The sequence below is a fragment of the Parasphingomonas halimpatiens genome, from assembly GCF_036663795.1.
Taxonomy (GTDB): domain Bacteria; phylum Pseudomonadota; class Alphaproteobacteria; order Sphingomonadales; family Sphingomonadaceae; genus Sphingomonas.
In genome coordinates this window covers 203,896-223,472 of record NZ_JAXOJP010000007.1, presented here as the reverse complement: position 1 = coordinate 223,472, position 19,577 = coordinate 203,896, and the positions used below count along the sequence as shown (strand labels likewise).

The window sequence follows — 19,577 nt, the reverse complement described above, 5'->3', positions numbered from 1 at the left end:
GATCATGTCGTCTCAAAATGTTGCGATGCCTGGAATTTCTTCGCCAACGACCTCGCCCGCGTTGCTTCTGTCACAACGCGAAGCTGGGCACAGGTCAATCTTTAAGGCCGTTGGTATAAGTCGGCGGTGCGCCGGGTGAAGGGCGGTTCCGGCCGCTTCTAGCGTCGATAGTCGGGACGTGAACATCTGAAAGCATTCAACTGCCGGCCGGCGGCCTTTCCTCGACGGATCCCGGCGGTATCGGCCGCCTCGCAGACCGCACGGTGGAGTTGCCGGGTCGAGACCGGATCGGTGTAGCTACGCCCGGGGAACAGCCAGCCGTGCGGTAGCAGGACGCTGCGCCGCTTGCCTTCGCGCCACCACAGCCGGAGCAACTCGAGCAGCTGCGGCGAGAGCATGGCGTTACGATCCTTGCGTCCCTTGCCCTCCTCGATCCGGAGCAGCATCCGCTTGCTGTCGATATCGTCGACCTTGAGGTGCGCGACCTCCGACACACGCAGGCCCGCGCCATAGGCCACGCCCAGCGCCGCCCGGGACTTGATGCCCGGCGCCGCCTCGAGCAGTTGCGCCACCTCCTTGACGCTCAGCACGTCGGGCAGCTTCCTGGGCCGACGCGCCAACACCAGGCGGCGCGACAGATCGGATCGATCAAGCGTCACGTCGAACAGGAAGCGCAGCGCCGACACCGTGCTCGCGCTGGTGAAGCTGGAAGCGCCGCACGTCCTCGGCGGTGGCGGTGTCGGGCGAGCGCCCGAGGAAAGCCGCGAAGGCGCGGACGTCGCGGACATAGTCGTGCTGGGTCCGCGCGCCCATCGCACGTATCGCCATGTCGTCGAGCATGCGCTGACGTAGCGGGGTGACGGATCGGTCGATCGATTGAGTAGCCATGGGAAGTTCCTCTCGTTGAAGGAACTCCATCGTCCGCCACCGTCACCGCAGGGCCAAAATTCAGCGCAGACGCGCTACCTCACCAACAACACCACTGCCGCGCAGCGGCTTTGTCCATTGGGTCTTCGATGCAGTTGAGCGGACTTTCCCCGTTGCCTCAAGGCACCACGCCGTTGTTGCTTCGGTCACGGTCCGGCAAAAGATGGTCGGGGTCCAGCATGACTGATGATATGCGGCCGGCGGGCGCCGCGATGACGGGCTTGATCCGCATCCATGTTTCGACGGGCAGCTTGATCCGCGTGGTATGGCCGTCGGCATATTTCACCTCCAGCACCGCCGGCATGACCAGCTTGTCACGGCTCTCAAGCGTGATGCTGGCACCCTTGGCCGGGTCGCCATCGGTATAGGCAATGTTCGTCACCGCCAGATCGAGCTGCCAGTTGTTGAAGAACCAGCCGCGCCAGAACCAGCTGAGGTCTTCGCCCGATTCGCTCGACATCTCGCGGAAGAAGTCGGAGGGGCTGGGATGTTTGAACGCCCAGTCGGCGGTATATTTGCGGAAGGCAGGATCAAACCGGTCCGGGCCAAGGACGACGTCGCGCAACAGGCGCAACCCCAACGCGGTCTTGAAATAACTGACCGAATGGCGGTATTTTTCGCCCATAACATCCGGATAGCTCATGATCGGCGGCGCATCCCTGTCGGCCAGCAGCGGCAGGATCTCGTCCACCGGATTGCCGCCGCCCGGAGCATATTCGCTGTCGCGCTTGGGGCCGAACACACCGTTTTTGAACTCGTCGCTTTCGAAGGTGTCGATGAAGGTGTTGAAGCCCTCGTCCATCCAGGCGTCGCGGCGTTCGTTCGAGCCCACGACCATAGGGTACCAGGTGTGGCCGATCTCGTGCGCTGTGATCCAGAACAGCTCCTTGCCCTTATCCGGAATGCCGTCGAACGCCATTCCCGGATATTCCATGCCCGTCGAACCGCCGGCGATGCTCCACGCGGTCGGGTAGGGATAAGTGAACCAATGCTGCGAGAAGCGCTCGACTGAATCCTTCAAATACTCCGTCGACCGCCCCCAGCCGGCGTCACCGGCACTCTCGATCGGATAGACGCTTTCCGCCAGCGCGGTCTTGCCGCCGGGCAGGTTCATCCGCGCCGCGTCCCACACGAACGCACGCGAGGCGGAGAAGGCCACGTCGCGGGTATTGGCGAAGTGATAGCGCCAGGTCTTTTCGCCTTTCGCCGCGGGACGGGTGCTGTCGCGCGTCACTTCGTCAGGCGTGCGGATCATCACTGTGGCGTCGCTCCCAGCCGCCTTGGCGAGGCGCGCGCGCTGGAGCGGTGTCAGGACTTCCACCGCATTGGTCAGCACGCCGCCGCCGGCGACGATCATGTCGGCGGGCACGGTGACCGCGTAATCCACATCACCATATTCACAGTAGAATTCGGACCCGAGATAGGGGAGCGTGTCCCAGCCGCGCAGATCGTCATAGACGGCCATTCGCGGGAACCACTGGGCGATATCGAAGATCGCCCCGTTCGGCGTGTCGAGCCACGAGTTGCGCCCGCCCCACACGCCAGGAATGGTATAATGGAAGGCGATGCGGAACTTCAGCTTCGTCCCGCCGCCCTTGAGCGGCTGGTCGAGCCGCAGGTTCATGCGCGTATCGGAGACGATGAACGGGATTTTCACCCAGGCCTTGCCGCGCAGCACTTCCACCGACGCGATGGCATAGCCGTCGCTATGCTGGCCCCCGCTGCCGCCCTTCCGCCGTCCGCCCACCGTCGCCGCGCGTGAATCCGGACGGTAGATATTCTGGTCGAGCTGCATCCACAGGCTCGGCAGGGCGTCGGGACTGTTGTTGGTGTAATCGACCGTTTCGGTGGCCGTCAGCGTCATGGTTGTGGCGTCGATCCGCGCGATGATCGCGTAGTCGACCCGGTTCTGCCAGTAACCTGGTCCGGGCGCGCCGTTGGACGAGCGATAGACGTTCACGCCGTCCGGCAGCGGTTGCGCGGCAAAGGCGGCCTTCGGGTCGAAGTCGGCGGCCCGCACCGGAACCGCGCACAGTGCGGCGGCAGCGCAGGTGGAACGCAGAATCGCCTGCGAAAAATGATGTCTCATCGATTCTCCAGACTGATCGTGCGCGCATCATGACCATTCAGCGGCGCATTGATAGCGGACAATGTCCGCAAATCCGGATGTCGATCAAGTCCTCAGCACAAGGCCGGCTTTGCGCCTTCGGCGCTGAAAGCTGCCGGTCCGTATTCCACAAGGCAGTGCCGTTCAGCGATCAATCGACGCCGACAATATGGGTCGTTTAGACCGAGTTTCCTCGTCAGCATCGAACATGAATGAGGGGCAGAAGTTGGGGAGACGAGCAGGCGCCGGGAATGGCGGGGATTGGGTCTTTGCGTCTTCCGCGGCTTGCTGAATTTTGCGCGCTTTCCGGTTCTGGCGGTCCAGATTCCGCAACTCAGTTAACAGTCGAGCGCTCGCCTGTTGGACAGCAGCTTTGCCCGACCCAGCGCCGATAGCGGCCAGTCGGCCCAGCGGCCATTGTCAGCTCCTCGAACGCGCCCACGCCGATTTCAATCACCGCCGTCTGCGCACCGACCAAACCAACCCGGACACACTCGTGATCAGCGCCGCGATCGCGAGCACCAGCGGGGCATCGAGAACAATCATCATAGAACTCCGTCAAACTGAGCCGCAGTCTTGCCGGAGATTCGAATCTCGTTGAATCAGGATGGGAAGCGGACAGGCACGCCGGTGGTCGCAGGCAACGCTAGGTGTCCGCCGGAATTTTGGGAACGCGCAATGGCATGCCGACATACACCTTGTCCGGCTCGTCGAGCCGATCACGGTTCATGGCGAATATCTCGTCAGTCCGGGCAAACGAGCCATAGAGTCGCCTCGAGATCCTACTCAGGCTCTCCCCGGCCTTCACCTGAATGACATCGAAGGTTCCAAGTACCGGGACGGGCGGCAGCGGCGGAACGGCATCCAAAGCATCCTTGACCTTGAGCAACGGCGCTGGTCGATACTCTACTTTTTCCGGCAACGCATTGGCATCCAATTGCCACCGCCGCGCCGCCGAGCTCGAAACGTCGTTCAGATCCGTCGGGCCGACCCGATCCACTCGACGCCACAGAGTATCCATGACGCGTGCCTTGGCCCGCTTGAACCAGGACAGCCGATCAAGGACAAACGGAGACAGCGCGGACGTCGCGTCCGGTAACAGCTCATAGATCCGCGAGCCGGGAGATGAGTCCAGCCCCAGCCCCGCCCGCTGTGCACCGTCCCAAACCCACGACAAGGCCTGGTCAGACAGACCGCGCAGGTCACCCCCGCCACCCACGCCGCAATGCACCCCGGGGAACCATTTCTGCTGATACGGCGCGTCGGACGCCTGCGAAGTAGATCCGGCTGCCGCATTAAGTACGTCGAGGCCTCCCCACAGCGTCGGCACGAAGTCGGCGCGATGTTCATCTATCGCTACCGCATGGCGACCTGACTGAACCATCGAGGTGAGACCGGTATCGTGGAAATGAAACTGGCGATCGAGGAATGTCAGCAGCCGGTAGCGTGCCGGAACGCCAAGCGCGCCCACCGTATCCCACACACCCACATAGCGCACTTTCAGCAAAGGCGCCGCGCCGGGCTTGTAGCCAGCCAAATTGGCGGCGCGCCATGCATCCTCACCTTCCTCGGTGGTCACATTGGGTGAGACACCTGCCCTGAAATGACGACTCTCAGGCGAATCTGGGTGGCTGCTCGCTGTGCGGTCACGGTAGAATTTGACCGCCTCGTTTATCCGGCCGGCATGGGACCGAGCAACGATGCCACAGTTGCGCAACAAGCCGACGAACGAACGCGCGGTGAACGCGCCGCGGGAGAACCCGAATACAAAGATTTCGTCGCCTGGCGTGTAATTGAAGGTGAGGAAGCGATACGCATTGCCGAGATTCTCGACGAGGCCCGCGCCGAACACGCCGCCGGTCAGTCGCTCCAGCCGCCGTGTACCGACCCCCTCGTTATAAAAGATGGCCTGACTTTTGCCATCGTGGGCAATTGGCAGAACGCTCTCCGCAGTCAGGACGACGTTGGTCGGTGTGAGGGCATCCAATCTGTTCCAAGTTCCGTCGAAGCAGAAGACGAGGCGCTTTGGGACGATGGGCCCCTTTTCATTGGCCTCTAACGTAACTGGCTGAACGTCCTCTGCCACAGGCTCCCTTCCTGATAAAATCTGAGTGCCTTGACCGAGCGCGGTAAGAACGAAACAATCGGCCCCGTCTTGCTTGGAAACCAAACCGGCATTCTATCGAGACACTGTAGACACCGCGGTTGTCGGCCTTTGACCTTCGATCCCATCAAAATATATCATTGGAACACCGCTAAACCACGATCGGGATCGTGTATAGTGTGGAGATCTGTGCAACGGCATATCGAAGAGTGCGCCGGATGCCTAAATCTCGTGAAAAAAGTAGCCAATCGGAATATCGATCCGATTCGGATACGTCTCCTGTTGTGAAGAATTATTCTTGGCCCATAATCGCTCGAACAGGACTCTTGTAAATAGTCCATCAGGAAGGGGCGCCATGTCAAACAAGTGGAGACTAGCTGCAGTGCCAGCATTTGCTGGGCTTGCCTTGTGTTGCAGCTGGGCGATCGCTGGCCGAACCCCAAGCTCGCATCGTGCGTCGCCGGTGGCGCAAGCAGCGCCATTCGCGCGCTTCGCCGATTTTGGCCACCTGCCGCCACCAGGTGAGTTTCATCCCTCGCGGACATTTCGCCTGAGCCAGGACTATCCCTCCGCGCTGCCTGCGATGGAGCCGGCCGTCTCGAATATCCTCTCCATCGACTATGCCAAGGACTGGCGCGGCTATTCGAACGCGGTGTTCGATTATATCATGGAAGGCAATATCGAGAACCGGCCTGTCTCGGAGGCGTTCTTCCTCGAAGATAACAAGATCCGTCGCTGGTACCATGTGCCGTGGCAGCATTGGGGTGATAACGGTCGCGAAGGTCTTCATGGCCTGACCGCCGAGGGCCCTTCAGCCCCCTTCACGCTTGGTCCTGCACAGAAGGACACCTGGGCAACCTACGCCGTGGGTTTCTATAATGATCGTGGCGGCTACGGGATCGGCAGGGTCTGGCCTGACGCCAACGGCCCGCGGGCCGACGGGCTGCGCGGCGGTTTCCCGGTCGGTACGGTCGTCGCCAAACTTCTGTTCACGACGGCGCCGCCGGCACAGGCAACCTTCCTGTCCAACCCGCTCGACTGGCTGGCCTATGCCAAATATTCGTTCGGGGCACCGGCGCCGGCGCCGCGCCATGTGACGACGGTCCATCTCGTTCAAATGGACATCATGGTCCGTGACGACCGGGCCAAGGCGACCGGCGGCTGGGTCTTCGGAACGTTCGTTTACAACGGAGCGCTCGCCAACAAGAACCTGTGGCGCAACCTTATTCCCATGGGCCTGCAATGGGGCAATGACCCCGACGTCCGCACACATCTCGAAGGCAATGCCGCGCCCACCCGAACGATCATCAACCCGGATCTCAAGGAAAGCGTGATCAACCCCAACACGCGCGAATTGCCGCCGATGCATCTCGGCTTCGGCCTGCGCCTGAGCGGACCGGTCGACAATGCACTGTCGTCCTGCAAATCGTGCCACTCGACCGCGCAATATCCCGCCGCCTCGAACATTCTGCCGGCCTTCACCAGGATCGACGGCCGGCCGCTTACCTGCGAGGATCCGCAATGGTGGCGGTGGTTCCGCAATCTCGGGCCGACGGATTCGTTCGACAAGGGCACGGCGCCGCTCGACAATTCGCTGCAACTGGCGGGCAGCATCCAGAACTATCTCGAGGCCAAGTCGATCGACACCGGCGGCTATTATGCCGGGCAATATTGGAAGGGCGAGCGCGTGACCTCGGTCTACGGCCTGCGCGGCGCCGTCCCGGCCGGGTCGCCCCCGTGCATGGGCCACTAACAGGAGAAGAAGCGATGTCCGAGACTTCAGACGAGAACAAGGCGCTGACCGTCCGCTTCTTCGAGGAGGCCTTCAACCAGGGCAATCTCGGGGTGGTCGATGAACTGCTCAGTCCCGATTATGCCTATAACGGCCATCCCAGCCCGCCGGCCGGGACCAAGGCCTGGGTGACCGGCCTGCTGACCCAGTTTCCGGGGCTGCGCTTCATCATCGAGGCGATCCTTGCCGAGGACGACAAGGTCGCGCTGCGCTGGCGCATGCTGATTCCCGCCGCGACGGGGCGGCCCGCCGGGCATATCATCGGAACCAACATTCTGGTGTTCGTCGCGGGACAGGCGATCAGCAACGACCAGTCGGGCGGCGGCATGGCCGACTTCACGCCCGACTGAGGGGCGCGGACGGATCGCTTCGAGCGGCCGTTACCAAGGTGAATGAAGGTTGGGGGGAATGACGATGTCGGGAACGGGCTTCAGGTCGATTTGGCTCGCGTTGCTGCTGCTTGGCGGCTTGCTCGCAAGCACGCCGGCATTCGCGGATCAGGTCGAGGTCAAGCGGCACGTCACCTTGCGCGCCGCTCCTTCGCGCAAGGCCGCGGCGATCCGTTACCCCGACATCGGCGAAAAGTTCGCGCTCCTCGACGATGGCGCCAAGCAGAGCGGCTATTATCACGTCGCGCTCGCTGGCGGCCAGACGGCCTGGATCTATTCCACCTATGTCGAGCGCGAACCAGACCAGCCGCTGGTCGGCGTCGTCACCCCTGCTACTGGCAAGATGGCGGTCCATTATATCGATGTCGACCAGGGCGCATCGGCGCTGCTCGAATTCTCCTGCGGTGCCGTGCTGATTGATTCCGGTGGCCGCGGCGACCAGGCCTCCGCACACCTGATGGCATATCTCGAAGCATTTTTCGCACGTCGCCCCGATCTGCACCGAACGCTGGCGACGATCTTCGTTACCCATACCCATATCGATCACAACTCGAACCTGAAGCTCGTCGCCCAATCGTTCCACATCGGCGGTTATGTTCATAACGGTGTGCTTACCGGGTCCGGCAGCGCGAACGCCAAATGGATGGCTGGATATGCCGCTGCCGCGACCCCAGCGATCTCCGCTCTCGGCGTGACCGAGGACATGGTGCTCGCCGCAGGTGCAGGCGGGCTGACGAATGCCGTCATCGATCCAGTAAATTGCTCGGATGGGGATCCGCAATTCCATGTCCTGTCGGGCAGCTACGCCGTTAATCCCGGTTGGCCCGATGGCGAGTTTGACAACGGCAACAACAAGGGCATCGTCATTCGGCTCGACTATGGCAAATCGTCCTTCCTGTTCACCGGGGACATGGAAGACACCGCTCTAGAAACCATGGTGCAGCATTACGCCGGCACCGCGACGCTCGACGTAGATGTCTACACCGTCGGCCATCACGGTTCGTACAATGGCACCAGCAAGGAGTTGGTCGACGCGATGACGCCGAAGATCGCCGTGATGGAGATGGGTCACAGCAATATACAGGCGCAATGGACGGCTTGGGCCTATGGCCATCCACGCAAGCAGGCCGTCGATCTGCTGGTCGCGGGTGTGTCCGGTGAACGGACGACGCCCGCGACGGTGCTCGTCGCTGACGCGGTGAAGTCGTTCAAACCCGTGGTCATGACCCGGGCTATCTATGGCACGGGGTGGGATGGAGACATCACCGTCGATGCGGACTCGTCGGGACAACTCGCGGTGGAGCCGGGCAAATAGCGGACTTATTATAGCGCCGGTGGCATCTCAACGGCGAGCGGAACCAGCCGTTCGCCTCAAATGAACAAGCGTCCGCAGTTGCGATGGGGAGAAAACGGACCCAGCGTCCACAACTGGGTCATTTCGACCGACCCATCGATCGCGCGGGCTTACTCGAGAGCCAGCTGCGGCAGGTACGCCTCACCGCGATCCGAGCATTCTTCCGTTACGCCGCACTCGAGGAGCCCGCCTATGCCGGGCAGATCCAGCGCGTGCTCGCGATCCCCGGCAAGCTCCACGACAAGCGCGAGGTGCATTTCCTCACCCGAAGCGAGATCAACGCGATCCTGGCCGCGCGCGACCGGAGCAGCTGGATCGGTCGCCGCGATCACATGCTGCTCCACCTCGCCGTGCAGACAGGCCTGCGGCTGTCGGAGATCGTCCAGCTCGAACAGGGCGCCGTCGTTCTGGGCGCCGGCGCGCACGTTCAATCTGGGCGCCGGCGCGCACGTTCAATGTCTCGGCAAGGGCCGCAAGGAGCGCTGCACCCCGCTCACCGGCCAGACGCTCCATGCACTGCGGGCCTGGCTCAAGGAGGCGGGACAACGCGGCTCGACGAAGCTGTTCCCCAACATCCATGGCGGCGCTCTGAGCCCAGACGCCGTGCAGGGATTGTTCGCCCGGCATGTAGCGACCGCGGCGCAGCTATGTCCGTCGCTCCGGCGCAAGCGGGTCACGCCGCACGTCCTGCGGCATAGCGCGGCAATGGAACTGCTCCAGGCGGAGGTCGATATTTCGGTGATCGCGCTGAGGCTCGGGCACGAGTCCATCAAGACGACCCAGGTCTATCTGCACGCCCACCTCGCGCTGAAGGAGGCGGCACTGGCCAAGGTCAAGCCGTTCACCGGGCAGAAGGTCGGGCGGCACAAGCCCGGTGACCGGCTGCTCGCCTTCCTGGATGGCTTATGACGCGATCCCGGCCTTCTCGCGCAGCACATCGAGCCAGTCGCGCGACACTGCCTCGACCCGGTCGCGAAGGTCGCGCACCGCGTTCGTGATGGCCACGAGATCGTCGGCGCCGATCTCGTAATTGGTCGAGTAACGAGCCTCGACGTACGCACGTTTCGCAAGCTCGAAGCGGCGCCGGTCAAGCTTGGTCTCTCGCGGCCAGCTGTCAACGAGGCGTGGCTCCTTGTCCTCGGCCAGCGACCGCAGGAACTTCAGATTGTGGGAGCGAGGCACGTAGTGGCAACGCACAAGCAGGAAGCAGGTGTACGCCGTCTCCGCAGCCTGATGCAGGTTGAAGGCCGCGTGTCGCCGATATCTGGTTGGATCGTCCGTTCGTGCCTGCTGCGCCGACGCAGTTTCAAGCCACACGTCGATGTCGCCGAGTTTCTCGTCGAAGTATTTTGAAGCCATCTCGTAGGCGTCCACCGCCGTCAGCGGTTTGGGCGTCGCCAGCGCAACGCCGGGCAGCTCGTAAAGAGCGCGCCCGTCGCGTGCGATATCGACCCAAAAATATGCGCCGCGCGTGAGGCCGTCGTTCACCTCGTCGAGCGTGTGGACGATGATGTTGACCGGACGGCCGATCGCAGGGTCGCGCTGGATCTTGTCCTCCGCCACGTACCAGTACTCGGCGATATCGGTGAGATTCTTGTGACTCACGATGACCAGGATATCAAAATCGGATTGATATCCGGTCGCAGCCTCATCGACCCAGTCGCTGCGGCTGTAACTGCCAAACAGGATGATTTTCTGGATCGTGCCGTTCTTTTTCCACGGCTGCGTCGCGCCGGCGATCGCGACGGCAAATTCGTCCATCAACGTCTGCCGCACGCGCGCCAGCTCGTTCTGTTGGATCGACGGCAGATGATCGACGTCTTTGCGCATCACCGGATTCTCGCGGTCTCCGAGGCAACTGGCAAGCCTCCGATGCACGCCGCGACGCAATTGCGTCCCCGCGTCACCGGCAAAGCCGCTGGAAACTATGCCGCGCCGATCCCCGCCAAGGCGTTGGGGAAGCACGAAAAGCCAATCACGCTCGGCATAGTCCGCCGCGCGGCATAAAGCCCCAAATCCCACCGCCTCAATTTCCTCCGCTCGCAATGCGAGCAGGTCGCCCCCGCCCTGATCGAAGCCTGGCCACGCGACGACCGGTTCAGCCGCCGCTGCTTCGAACTGCTCCGCCAGGCGTATGTCAACGCGCGCTACTCGCCCCATTACGTCATCACCGACGAGGAACTCGCGTGGCTCGCCGAGCATGTCGCCAAGCTCCAATCGCTGGTCGAAGCCGTCTGCCGCGAACGTCTGAACAACTGACCCCTTCCCTCCCGCCAGTCCGATCGCAACCTCCGGCCGAGACTCGCTCGCGAGAATCGGTGCCGCGCAAGCGGCATAGAGCGGCGGTCGCGCCAAAGGCGCGAGGCACCAAATCCAACATAGTCACCTGCGACGACCATCTTCCTAGCAGGCATCCTCGCCCGCATCGATGGCCCGGTCTTCTGGTGCCTGCGCTGGCGCGACCTGTTCGCCCTGCCCTCGACTCTCAGGCGCTTGGGGCACTGTCACAGAAAAGGCCTCGCCAACGGGCAAGATGGCGAGGCCGGATCCCGGTAACTGCGGTCGATCGCCCGTCAGGCCGGATGCGTGCCAGGCGTCCCGCACTTGGCGAAATGGCCCTGCGCATTGCGGCAGCGCGCTGCCGGCGCGGGCTTCGCCGGCGGGCACTTGATGAACTTGCCGTTTGGTCCGTGGCATCGGGCCGCAGCGGCATAGGAAGGCGCCGCAACCAGCATCGTAGCACCGACCGCAATCAAAAGCTTACCGTACATATGTTGTCCCTCCGGCGTTGCTGAAACGGACAGCGACGCAAGGCCCATCAAGCTTGACCGCCCGTTCCGACCGGCATGGTAGCGCCGTTCGGCGGACTGGCAAGGAATAGGAAATCTGCATCGAATCGCGGAGACCCAGGCACGAGCCCAACACCGGTCAGGCTCCAACCCCGTCACCTGTGACGTCACGCCGACGCCCCTTCGCAAAGGCGCGGTCGCTGCCCATGAACATCGCCAGCATCGGCGCCACCAGTCGCTCGGGAGGCTGGTGCGGCTGCCCATTTTCTTCACCGTGCATCGCCGCATAAGCGAGCAGATCACGGTGCAGCGCTGCCGGCAGCTCGACGGTCATTCGCACCGGCTTGTCCTCGACGATCGCGCCGAGCCGCAACTTGCCCATCGTCATACTCCCGCCTGTGCCGGCGCAAGCACCAGGTCATGCGTCACGATGACCCGCACCGGATAACCGGGACGAATGGTCAGGGTCGGCTGCACGCTGAGTTGCCGCCGCACGATCTGCTGCCCGGCCTGGTTGATGGTGTCCGACGTTCCCTGGCGCACCGCGCGCAGCAGCGCGTCATCACCGCTCGCGCCGAGCTCGGCGCCGACCCCGAGCAGGGTCGAGAGCAACGCTGCCTTGCCGATCCCGCCCCAGTGATAGTTCACGCCGTCCTGCAGTCCGGCAAAGCCGCGCGTATCGGCCCCGGGCTCACGTTCCAGCACAAGTGACCTGCCATCAGGCAAGATCAGCCGGTTCCACGCGAGCAGCACCCGGTTCTGCCCGAACGAGATCTGGGAATCATATTCGCCGATCAGTTTCGACCCTTGCGGGATGAGCAGCAGATGCCCGGTCGCGCTGTCATAGACATTGGCGGCGACCTGGGCGGTGACCTGCCCCGGCAGATCCGACCGCACGCCCGTGATCATTGCCGCCTGGATGATGCTGCCCGCGAGCAGCGTGTAGGGCGATGGCGGCGACACCAGCCTTTCGGCGCTGACCGTATTACGCTGTGGATCGGCCGCGAGGAACGCGCGCTTTCGTGCCTGATCGTCATCGCCGGTGCCAGCCGCCGCCGATGCAGCAGGCGCAGTCGTTGACGCGGCCATCGCCCTCCCGGCTCCGGTCTGTCCCGGCTCAACAGCGCTCGCCTGACTAGCCGAGCCGGCGGTCGACGCCAGAAACAGCTTGCTGGTGCGCGCGCTGTCCCGCTCCTGTCCCGCGCGCTGACGCGCCGCATCAGCTGCATTGACGCCGCCCGGCGCACGCGATGGGGGCGTGGCGCCAATCGACGGGACAGCCACGTCGACTCCGCGCCCCTGCGCGGCCACAATCGGCCGGCCGAGATCGCCGGGAAGTGGCGGCCCGAGCTTCGGCACCTGGCTATAGTCCTTGGGCGCCCCGGCGAGGGTATCCGGCGTCGCATGGTTCTCGGCGCTGTAAAGTTCCTCGGGCGCCTGCTTGTGCGCCGGCTGCAGGGCATAAAGCAGCGCGCCCCCGATGGCGGTCCCGCCGACCAGACCGAGGATCGCCAGCGCCTTGCGCGAGAGGCGCATCACCTGCGGGGGATCGCCGCGCAGGCGAAGATCGGGAACCGCGCCGTCAGCTTCGGCTTCCTCGCTCATGACCGTGGTTTCCCACGCCGCGTGTCGGTGCGGCTGATCCGCACGACCGCCTGCTTCTTCTTGTCGCCGAGCCGCAGTTCGGCAGCACCGAATAGCCGGTCGACGATCATGAAATTGTCGCGCACGCGGTAATTCACCAGCTCGCCGGCGCCGCCAGCCCCGATCACGAATAAAGGCGGCATCTCGCCCTGGGCGACGCCGGCCGGGAATTCGATAAACACCTGGTGGCGGTCGTCGAACACCCGCACAGGCCGCCACGGCGCACGATCACCCTCGATCGCATAGCCGAAGTCGAGCGACGACACGTCGACGCCCGCCGCAACCGACGCTGCCTTCGCCGCGGCGGCACTCTCGCCGCGCAGCGCAATCAACCGATCCTGTGGATAGCTCCACGACACCGACGCCATGTAGGTCGCAGGCGTCGCGCGCAGCTCAAGATGATAGGTCCGTCGATCGGTGTTGATCACCATGTTCGTGACAAGATCGCCGCGCGTGGGTTTGACCAGTATATGGACGCGCGTTGTCGGACCTGTGCCACTGGTCGTGTCGCCAATGATCCAGCGCACCGTGTCTCCGGCTGCAACCGGTCCGTTGCCGACCAGCTGCTCGCCCTCCTGCAGCGCGATGTCGGTCACTTGCCCCGGCGACGCGTAGAGCTGGTATAGCGCGCCGTCGGACCAGGGATAAAGCTGGATAGCGTTCATGAATCCATCGCGCGCCGGTTGCACGCGCGCGGCGGCATTGGCCGCGCCGACGCGAACCTTGGGGTCGCCCCGCTCGTGGCGAACCGGCGATACGACCAATGGCTTGAGCTGGCCGGGGAGTGGCAGCGGCGTGGGCACCGCCACCACTTCGACCGGCGCGGGCGGCTCCGCCTGCCGCACCGCTGCCATTCCCTCTTCCCTGCCGATTCCCGGCGCCCGGGTGTCGGCATGCGCACAGGCAGCGAGTGCGGTGGAGCATGAAAGAACCATTATGAATGTAATTCTGCGGGCGCTCATGATCCCAACTCCTTCGACCAATTGATCGCGTTGACAAAAAGCCCGAGCGGATTTTTCCGAAGGGCGTCTGGGGTCGTCGGTTGCTGCACGATGATGGTCAGGATCGCCGACCAATGCTCGGTCGCGGCGAGGCTGCCATCCTGGTAGCGGCGCTCGACCCAGGCGATCCGAAAGCTCTCGTTCGATGCCCGGATCACGCTCGACACATCAACGGCGACCTGGACCTTGCCGATCTCGGCAAAGGGATCATTCGCGCGGGCATAGTCGCTCAGCGCTACCGCCCCTTTCTGGGTCGTGAAATCATAGGCGCGCAGCCAGTTCTGCTTCACCACCACCGGGTCGGTCGCGATGCCGCGCACATCCTCGATGAAGCGCGCGAGATGGAACGCGATCTGGGGATCGGTCGGCCGGTAGTCCGCGCTCGCCGGCGCCACTGCCTGGGCCGCGCCGAGCTTGTCGACCTGCACCACCCAGGGGACGATCGAGCCGCGCGCTCCCTGCCAGATCAGGCCGCCGGCCAGACCGCCCGACAGAGCGAGCGCGCCGAAAAAGGCATAGCGCCAGCTGCGCGCCTGCACCCGCGCCGAGCCGATCCGGTCATCCCAGGCCTGGGCCGCGCGCTGATAGGGTGTCGCCGGTTCGGGCGTCTGGCCGTAGCGAACCGAGGGTCGTTGAAACATGTGATCAGTCCTTTTCGCTGACGTCGACCGACGAGCCGCTGCCGCCGCCATCGCCCGAGCGCAGCGTGTGGGCAGCGACGGTCGCCGCATGGGTCATGGTCTGGCGGCGCTTCATCGCGGCGGCCCACGCAGGCTGGCCAGCGGGTGCCGGGGCGGCGCCTTCGGGCGTCAGGGCTTCGCCTGTTCCTTCGGGCTTCCCGCTACCCTTCAAGGCTTCGCCCGCGCGGCGCAGGGGCGACATTGCCGCGCTACCGGCGGCCCGGCCGACATTGGCCACGCCGCCTGCAACGCTTGCCGCGCCGGACTTGCCTTCGGCGCCGACGCGATAAGCGCTGGCCGCGCCGCCAATGGCGCGCGATCCGGCCGAAGCGGCACCGGCAACCGCGCTGCTCGCCGCACCGCCGACCATTGCAGCCGCCGCCGCCCCGCCGGCGACGACGCCGCCGGCAGCGAGCGCCGTGCCGGCGGCGGCGCCGGCGCCAAGCTGCGGACCGCCGGAGACGATCCCGTTGGCGATACCGGGTCCGAAGGTGCCGAGCCCAAGCAGGGTCAAAGCGGCGAGCACGATGGTCATCGCGTCCTCGATGGTCGGCTGGGCCGTGCCGATCGCGGACGTGAACTGATCGAACAGGGTCGAGCCGATGCCGATGATCACGGCGAGCACCAGGACCTTGATGCCGGACGACACGACGTTCCCGAGCACGCGCTCGGCCATGAACGCGGTCTTGCCGAACAGGCCGAAGGGGATCAGCACGAACCCGCACAAGGTGGCGAGCTTGAACTCGATCAGGGTGATGAACAGCTGGATCGCCAGCGTGAAGAACGCCAGCAACACGACCACCCAGGCGAACAGCAGGATGACGATCTGCAGGAAATTCTCGAAGAATCTGACATAACCCATCAGCCCCGAGATCGAGTCCAGGATCGGCTTGCCGGCATCGAGCCCGACCTGTGCGACGCGGCCCGGTTGCAGCAGCTGCGCGGCTGAAAAGCCGGTCCCGCTCGCCTTCAGGCCGAGCCCGGCGAAGCTTTCGAACACGATCCTGGCGAGCGCGTTCCAGTTGCCGATGAGGTAGGCGAACACGCCGACGAACAGCGTTTTCTTGATGAGCCGGGCGATGATGTCGTCGCCCTCGCCCATGGACCAGAACAGGGCGGCGAGCGTCACGTCGATGACGATCAGGGTGGTCGCGATGAACGCCACCTCGCCGTGCAGCAGGCCGAACCCGGTATCGATGTAGCGGGTGAAGACCTCGAGAAAACGGTCGATGACGCCTGTGCCGCCCATCAGCGTAGCTCCTCGGTCGGCGCGCTGACATTCACCGCGGCGGCGTTGCTGTTGTCCGCTAGCGCCGGCTCAATCATCGCCTGAGGACGTGCGCCTGGCGCCAGAAAGCGGCGCCGGTTTTCGGCCCAGGCGCGCAGGCACGCGCCGTCCTGCGCCGCCGCCATCCCGATCGACTGGCACCGCGACAGCGCGCCGCGCAGCGGATCGGATTGAGCCTCGACCGTGACAACCGGGGCACTCGCCGCTGACGCGGCAGGCGCTTCCCGCATCTCGAGCGTGGTGATTGCGACAACCGTCGCGACGAAAGCCACGGCACCCATGCGGGCGATGGTGCTGGTGCGCATCACCCGGGCCTATTGGTGGAACATGCTGGCCGAGCCGGGCTGATAGCCCACGCCTGGCGCGAGAAACCGCCGCAACTGCTCGCGCGCCTGGTCCTGCGCCGCGGCCCGCTGCGCGGCGTCGAGCGACTGGGCACGGCTCTGCGCCGCCATCATCGCGGTGAGGTCGGCAAGTTGCTGCGATTGCAGCGCCAGCAGCTGGTTGCCGGCCTGTGCCGCCTGAAGCGCACCGGTCGCGGACTGACTGGCGGTGACCAGCGTGTTCATGGTGCCCCGCGCGCCGTCGATATTGCCCACGACGCCGGCCTGCACCTTCAGGGCATCCTCGAACGCGCCGACCGAGTTACTCCACCGGGTCCGCGCGCCATCGACCAGTGCCTGATCGGACGCCGACATGCTGGCGCCGCGATAATTGGCGCTGAACGCCTGATCGACCGACTGCACGTCGAAGGCGATGTGCTGGGCGTTTGCGAGCAACTGTTGCGTGCGCTGGACCTGGGCCTGAAGTTGGGTGACCTGGGACACCGGCAGGGTGGCGAGGTTGCGCGCCTGGTTGACCAGCGAGGTTGCCTGGTTCTGCAGCGATTGGATCTGATTGTTGATCTGCTCGAGCGCGCGCGCCGCGGTCAGGACGTTCTGCGCATAGTTGGTCGGGTCGTAGACGATCCCGCCGAACTGGGCTTCAGCCGGCAGGCCGGTGCTGACGAGCAACGCCACGGCCAGAACACCGGAAATCTTCTTCCGAATTCCGGAAACACTTTTCCTCATGCTGGGTACTCCTGAACGGTGGGGAGAAGATCGGCCGCCCATCCCGCGCCGCGCGCGCGGAGCCAGGCATCGGCAAAACCATGGAAGTCGGGGCTCTCGCCGAGCGCGGCGATGCGCAGCTGGTCGGCCTTTGACGAGGTGGCGAGGAAGGCGAGCGCGACCTCGCCCAGCCCCAGCTCGAACAGCCGGTTGCCGCGCCGCGACTGGCAGTAATAGTCGCGCTTCGGCGTCGCCCGGGCGAGGATCTCGATCTGCCGATCGTTCAACCCGAACCGCCGATAGATCGCGCTGATCTGCGGCTCGACCGCCCGCTCGTTGGGCAGGAAGATGCGCGTCGGACAGCTTTCGATGATCGCTGGTGCGATCGCGCTGGTTTCGATATCGGCGAGGCTCTGGGTCGCAAACACGACGCTCGCATTCTTCTTGCGCAGGGTCTTCAGCCATTCGCGCAGCTGTTGTGCGAACGCCGGACTGTCGAGCACCAGCCAGCCCTCGTCGATGATGATGAGGGTCGGCGACCCGTCCAGCCGACCTTCGATGCGGTGGAACAGGTAGGACAGCACCGCCGGCGCCGCGGCCGAGCCGGTCAGACCTTCGGTCTCGAACGCCTGGACCATAGCGTCACCGAGCCGCTCGCTCTCTGCATCAAGCAGCTGACCGAACGGCCCGCCGACGCAATAAGGCGCCAAAGCCTGCTTGAGCGGCTGGGACTGCAGCAACACGGCCAAACCGGTCAGCGTACGTTCGGCGACGGGAGCCGATGCCAGCGAGCCAAGCGCCGACCAGAGATGCTCCTTTGTCGCGGGATCGATGACGACGCCCTCCCCCGCGAGGATCGCGGCGAGCCACTCGGCCGCCCAGTTGCGCTCCGCAGGTTCGTCGATCCGCGCCAGCGGCTGTAGCAGCACACCGCCACCACCCTCGTGCAGGCTGTGCCCGAGGTCCTGCCAGTCGCCGCCCATCGCCAACGCCGCGGCCCGGATCGAGCCACCAAAATCGAACGCAAAGATCTGGGCGCCCGTGTAGCGCCGGAACTGCATCGCCATGAGCCCGAGAAGCACCGACTTGCCGGCGCCGGTCGGGCCGACGATCAGCGTGTGTCCGACGTCACCGACATGGAGCGCGAACCGGAACGGGGTCGACCCTTCGGTGCGTGCCAGAAACAACGGCGGCCCACCCAAGTGCTCGTCGCGCTCCGGCCCCGCCCAGACTGCCGAGAGCGGGATCATATGCGCCAGGTTCATGGTCGAGATCGGCGGCTGCCGGACATTGGCATAGACATGGCCGGGCAAGCCGCCGAGCCACGCCTCGATCGCGTTCAAGCTCTCGCTAATCACCGTGAAGTCACGGCCCTGAACGATCTTCTCGACCAGGCGGAGTTTCTCGGCCGCGATCGCCGGATCGGGATCGGACACAGTGACGGTTGCTGTCACCAGCGCCTGTCCGATCATGTCGGAGCCGAGCTCCTGCAGCGCGATGTCGGCGTCCAGCGCCTTATTGGCGGCATCGCTGTCGAGCAGGGTCGACGCCTCGTTGGTCATCACTTCCTTGAGGATGCCGGCGACCGACTTGCGCTTCGCGAACCATTGCCGCCGGATCTTCGTCAGCAGCTTGGTGGCATCGGTCTTGTCGAGCATGATCGCACGGGTCGACCAGCGATACGGAAAAGCCAGCCGGTTGAGCTCGTCGAGCAGTCCGGGAAAGGTGACGCTCGGAAATCCGGTGATGGTCAGGGTGCGCAGATGATGCGCGCCCAGGCGCGGCTCCAGTCCCCCGGTGAGCGGTTGGTCGACCAGCAACGCATCGAGATGCATCGATGTCTCGGGCACCGCGACGCGCTGCGCCTTGGTCGAGATGGTGCTGTGCAGGAACGTCAGCGTCTCGCCGTCGTCGAGCCAGCGCACCTCGGGCACGAACCCTTCGACCAGCTGCAGCACGCGGTTGCTGCGATCCGTGAAGGCCGCGAGCGCTTCACGCCGGTCGACACCGCCTCCCGCCTTGCCCTCGAACAACCACCCTTCCGCGCGCGCGGCATCCTCGGCCGGTGGCAGCCACAACAGGGTCAGGAAATAGCTGCTCTCGAAATGCGCGCCTTCCTCGGCGAACTGTTCAGCCCGTTCCCGGTCGAGTAGCGCCGACGCCGCATCGGGAAAGCTGCTGGCGGGGTAATGCTGCGCGGCATGACGCTGCGCCTCGACGAAGATCGCCCAGCCCGAGCCGAGCCGACGCAGCGCATTGTTGAGGCGGCTGGTGGTCGCGACCAGTTCCGCCGGTGTCGCGGAATCGAGGTCCGGTCCGCGGAAGCGCGCGCTGCGCTGGAAGCTGCCATCCTTGTTGAGCACCACGCCCGGGGCGACGAGCGCGGCCCAGGGCAGGAAGTCGGCGAGGCTGGCGGGGTGCCGGCGATATTCGCGAAGCGAGAACATGGCCGA

16 protein-coding genes and 1 pseudogene are annotated in these 19,577 nt (G+C 64.6%); 4 read left to right on the top strand and 13 right to left on the bottom strand.

What is annotated here, in order from left to right; genetic code table 11:
* Positions 1-221: 221 nt before the first annotated feature.
* The 3 genes and pseudogenes from U1839_RS10325 to U1839_RS10315 all read right to left on the bottom strand — a co-directional run.
* A pseudogene (locus U1839_RS10325) lies at positions 222-888 on the bottom strand (tyrosine-type recombinase/integrase); the annotation flags it as partial.
* 157 nt (positions 889-1,045) lie between these two features.
* Complete coding sequence (locus tag U1839_RS10320; protein ID WP_332803545.1) at positions 1,046-3,016, bottom strand: M1 family metallopeptidase; 1,971 nt, start codon at positions 3,014-3,016, stop codon at positions 1,046-1,048.
* 664 nt (positions 3,017-3,680) lie between these two features.
* A complete protein-coding gene (locus tag U1839_RS10315) occupies positions 3,681-5,120 on the bottom strand; it encodes a phospholipase effector Tle1 domain-containing protein (protein ID WP_332803544.1) in 1,440 nt (479 codons plus the stop codon).
* Between the two features lie 481 nt (positions 5,121-5,601).
* Between U1839_RS10315 and U1839_RS10310 the strand changes: the two genes are divergently transcribed.
* From U1839_RS10310 to U1839_RS10300, 3 genes are all read left to right on the top strand, one after another.
* A complete protein-coding gene (locus U1839_RS10310; RefSeq protein ID WP_332803543.1) occupies positions 5,602-6,891 on the top strand; it encodes a hypothetical protein in 1,290 nt (429 codons plus the stop codon).
* Between the two features lie 14 nt (positions 6,892-6,905).
* Positions 6,906-7,280: an ester cyclase gene (locus U1839_RS10305; protein ID WP_332803542.1), complete on the top strand. Its 375-nt coding sequence runs from the start codon at positions 6,906-6,908 to the stop codon at positions 7,278-7,280.
* A gap of 175 nt (positions 7,281-7,455) precedes the next feature.
* Positions 7,456-8,634, top strand: coding sequence for an MBL fold metallo-hydrolase (locus U1839_RS10300; RefSeq protein WP_332803541.1), 1,179 nt, complete (start codon positions 7,456-7,458; stop codon positions 8,632-8,634).
* A 149-nt stretch (positions 8,635-8,783) separates the two neighbouring features.
* Here the strand turns inward: U1839_RS10300 and U1839_RS10295 are convergent, their stop codons facing one another.
* Complete coding sequence (locus U1839_RS10295; RefSeq protein WP_332803557.1) at positions 8,784-9,104, bottom strand: hypothetical protein; 321 nt, start codon at positions 9,102-9,104, stop codon at positions 8,784-8,786.
* On the opposite strand from U1839_RS10295, the gene U1839_RS10290 reads away from it, so the two are divergent.
* Complete coding sequence (locus U1839_RS10290; RefSeq protein ID WP_332803556.1) at positions 9,001-9,582, top strand: tyrosine-type recombinase/integrase; 582 nt, start codon at positions 9,001-9,003, stop codon at positions 9,580-9,582. The genes U1839_RS10295 and U1839_RS10290 overlap by 104 nt on opposite strands.
* Here U1839_RS10290 and U1839_RS10285 read toward each other — a convergent pair.
* The 9 genes from U1839_RS10285 to trbE form a co-directional block, all read right to left on the bottom strand.
* Positions 9,577-10,875 carry a HEPN domain-containing protein gene (locus U1839_RS10285; protein ID WP_332803540.1) on the bottom strand — a complete coding sequence of 433 codons (1,299 nt, stop codon included), beginning with the start codon at positions 10,873-10,875 and terminating at the stop codon, positions 9,577-9,579. The two genes, U1839_RS10290 and U1839_RS10285, sit on opposite strands and share 6 nt — an antisense overlap.
* 726 nt (positions 10,876-11,601) lie before the next feature.
* Entirely contained in the window at positions 11,602-11,844 is a 243-nt protein-coding gene (locus tag U1839_RS10275; RefSeq protein WP_332803539.1) for a DUF2274 domain-containing protein, read from the bottom strand.
* Between the two features lie 2 nt (positions 11,845-11,846).
* Positions 11,847-13,067 carry a TraB/TrbI/VirB10 family type IV secretion system protein gene (locus U1839_RS10270; protein WP_332803538.1) on the bottom strand — a complete coding sequence of 407 codons (1,221 nt, stop codon included), beginning with the start codon at positions 13,065-13,067 and terminating at the stop codon, positions 11,847-11,849.
* Entirely contained in the window at positions 13,064-14,068 is a 1,005-nt protein-coding gene (gene trbG / locus U1839_RS10265) for a P-type conjugative transfer protein TrbG (RefSeq protein WP_443030598.1), read from the bottom strand. Before trbG ends, U1839_RS10270 begins: the two co-directional genes overlap by 4 nt.
* The gene (trbF, locus tag U1839_RS10260) at positions 14,065-14,748 is read right to left on the bottom strand and encodes a conjugal transfer protein TrbF (protein ID WP_332803536.1); all 684 of its coding nucleotides are present in this window, start codon (positions 14,746-14,748) and stop codon (positions 14,065-14,067) included. Before trbF ends, trbG begins: the two co-directional genes overlap by 4 nt.
* Before the next feature lie 4 nt (positions 14,749-14,752).
* Positions 14,753-16,036 (bottom strand): P-type conjugative transfer protein TrbL, encoded by a 1,284-nt coding sequence (trbL, locus tag U1839_RS10255; protein ID WP_332803535.1) that lies wholly within the window; start codon positions 16,034-16,036, stop codon positions 14,753-14,755.
* On the bottom strand, positions 16,036-16,380 hold the full coding sequence (trbK-alt, locus tag U1839_RS10250) for a putative entry exclusion protein TrbK-alt (RefSeq protein ID WP_332803534.1): 345 nt from the start codon (positions 16,378-16,380) through the stop codon (positions 16,036-16,038). Before trbK-alt ends, trbL begins: the two co-directional genes overlap by 1 nt.
* Before the next feature lie 9 nt (positions 16,381-16,389).
* Positions 16,390-17,145 (bottom strand): P-type conjugative transfer protein TrbJ, encoded by a 756-nt coding sequence (gene trbJ / locus U1839_RS10245; RefSeq protein ID WP_332803533.1) that lies wholly within the window; start codon positions 17,143-17,145, stop codon positions 16,390-16,392.
* The gene (gene trbE, locus U1839_RS10240) at positions 17,142-19,571 is read right to left on the bottom strand and encodes a conjugal transfer protein TrbE (RefSeq protein ID WP_332803532.1); all 2,430 of its coding nucleotides are present in this window, start codon (positions 19,569-19,571) and stop codon (positions 17,142-17,144) included. Before trbE ends, trbJ begins: the two co-directional genes overlap by 4 nt.
* Positions 19,572-19,577: the final 6 nt, after the last annotated feature.